Here is a 908-nt window from a genome sequence, read left to right as displayed (position 1 = left end):
GCGGGTGCCCGTCGCCTTCGAGGTCGATCCGGCAGGCGCGCGCCGCTACGGCCGCGCCCTGATCGAGGCCGCCTGCGGCATCCTCGTGCGGGCCGGCCGGCCGATGCATGCGGGCGAGATCCTGGAGGCCCTCGTCGCCGAGGGGTTCGCGGTCCCCGGCCAGGACCCAGTCGCGGCGCTGAACACCCGGTTGTGGAAGCGCTCGGGGCCGCACGGCCCGCTGCGGCGCCTGGGCGACGCGGTCTACGCGCCGGCGCTCGGGGCGGAGTAGGCGGGGCAGGGTAAGAATGAGGTGCGGGCGAAGCCGCGCCCGCTCCGGCCCTACGCGACGGTGTCGCGACCGGAGGCGGCGCGCTGCGCCCGGGCGGAGCGGAGATCCCGCCCGACCTCCAGCACGAACATCCGCAGGGAGACGATGCTGAACACCACGATGGCGCCGACCAGCATGGCGGAGACGAGGGTCTTGGCGGTCGCGACGTCCACGGCGAAAAATCCTGGTGGGGGAGAGGTTTGCGTTCCCGTCAGATGTGGGCCTCGCCTTCGCGGGGCACCACCGGGGCGCGGGCGGTGGCAGTCATGCGTTCGAATCAAGCCTCGTGCGCCACCGCACGCGAGACCTGCATGAAACGCAACGAGGATGGAGAATTCGTGAACGTTTGCCGGTTCGCCCCCAGGTTCGCCCCCAGGTTCGCGCCGACGCTGGCCGCCATCGAGGTGTCGGCGCGCGAAATTCCGGGTCGAACCGGTCAGGTGCGGCGCCGCACGGCTGGTCCATCGCGGCAAATCCCGCGATAAGCCGCCCGGCGAGGGCAGGGCCTCGGCGGGAGCACGGCATGGTCGCCACGCGAGGCATTTCACGGCACGGCGCGCGCGCAGGGCAGGTGGTGCGCAAGCGGCCGAGCCGGCAC

At 72.9% G+C, this 908-nt stretch carries 1 protein-coding gene and 1 pseudogene; one reads left to right on the top strand and one right to left on the bottom strand.

Going from position 1 to position 908, the window contains the following annotated elements; translation table 11 throughout:
* A pseudogene (locus tag FV222_RS27535) lies at window positions 1-271 on the top strand (HTH domain-containing protein); the annotation flags it as partial.
* 50 nt (window positions 272-321) lie between these two features.
* Here the strand turns inward: FV222_RS27535 and FV222_RS30295 are convergent.
* The gene (locus tag FV222_RS30295; RefSeq protein WP_187273662.1) at window positions 322-483 is read right to left on the bottom strand and encodes a hypothetical protein; all 162 of its coding nucleotides are present in this window, start codon (window positions 481-483) and stop codon (window positions 322-324) included.
* Window positions 484-908: the final 425 nt, after the last annotated feature.

The sequence above is a fragment of the Methylobacterium sp. WL103 genome (genome assembly GCF_008039885.1).
GTDB lineage: Bacteria > Pseudomonadota > Alphaproteobacteria > Rhizobiales > Beijerinckiaceae > Methylobacterium > Methylobacterium cerastii.
Note: the sequence above shows the minus strand (reverse complement) of the source record. Positions and strands in the feature narration are given on the sequence as shown.